General features: G+C 48.9%; 2 protein-coding genes. Both read left to right on the top strand.

The window, feature by feature from the left end; genetic code table 11:
- Positions 1 to 176, top strand: a 176-nt coding sequence (locus AB4Z17_RS33560) for a putative dsRNA-binding protein (RefSeq protein WP_441964781.1), incomplete at its 5' end; no start/stop codon positions are given.
- A gap of 211 nt (positions 177 to 387) precedes the next feature.
- A partial coding sequence (locus AB4Z17_RS33555; RefSeq protein ID WP_441964779.1) for a chromosome segregation SMC family protein occupies positions 388 to 1,221 on the top strand: 834 nt, incomplete at its 3' end.

Raw genomic sequence — 1,221 nt, 5'->3', positions numbered from 1 at the left:
GTGCGGTGGAATACCGAATCATTGAAGAACGTGGACCTGCGCATGACCGTGAATTTGTCGTTGAAGTATATCTCGGTGAAGAGCGTTTTGGCGTCGGCAGCGGGAGGACGAAGAAGGAAGCGGAGCAGCGTGCTGCAGCTGAAGCATGGCGCACGCTATCTCAGGAACAAGGCTAATCAGCATAGAGAGTTTCCGGAAGGTCTTCTGACCTGCCGGGCGCTCTCTTTTTTTATGAACGTTTATTATGTGGCCCTGATAAAAAAGGAAGAGCGGTTTAACCAGCTGAAATAAGGTGATAAACGCAGCATTTGGTTGCTTTTAGTAGCTTAAATGGTTATCAAGGCCCATAAGATGTGGTACAATGAGGGGTGAGGTGAAAACCAAGACATGTTTCTGAAACGGATTGAATTATCAGGCTTTAAGTCTTTCGCTGATCGGACCGAAATGGAGTTTGTAACCGGTATTACTGCGGTTGTAGGGCCGAACGGCAGCGGAAAAAGCAACATCTCGGACGGCATACGCTGGGTGCTCGGCGAGCAAAGCGCAAAGAGCCTCCGCGGCGGCAAGATGGAAGATATTATTTTTGCCGGAAGCGATGCTAGGAAAGCTGTCAATTACAGCGAAGTATCCCTTACTCTTGACAACTCGGATGGGGCATTGCCGCTCGAGTATAACGAGGTAACAGTGACACGGCGCGTACATCGCAGCGGAGATAGCGAATATTTAATAAACAAGCAGCCATGCAGGCTAAAAGATATTACCGAGCTATTCATGGATACCGGTATCGGTAAAGAAGCTTATTCCATCATTGGACAAGGCCGAATTGAAGAAATTTTGAGCACGCGCTCGGAGGATCGTCGGGGAATATTTGAAGAAGCCTCCGGCATCGTCAAATACAAGTCGCGTAAGCGCGAAGCGCAGAGGAAGCTTGATGAAACTGAGCAAAATCTGCTTCGTATTCATGATCTGGTGACGGAGCTTGAGGATCAGGTTGGCCCGCTTCGCAAGCAGTCGGAGAAAGCCATTCACTTCAAAGCGCTCAAGGAACAGCTGAAAACGAAGGAAATCTCTATGTACGTACATAACATCGAACAGATTCACGGTTCATGGACGGAGGCAAACGGCAAGCTTGAGCGTTTGCAGCAGGAGCAGCTTCAGCTATCTACGGTTGTCAGTAAACATGATGCACATTTGGAGAAGGATCGTCAGCAGCTGCGGGAG

The sequence above is a fragment of the Paenibacillus sp. TAF43_2 genome (assembly GCF_052113545.1).
Classification (GTDB): Bacteria; Bacillota; Bacilli; order Paenibacillales; family Paenibacillaceae; genus Pristimantibacillus.
The sequence above is the reverse complement of the archived record's forward strand: the minus strand, read 5'-3'. Positions and strand labels throughout refer to the sequence as shown.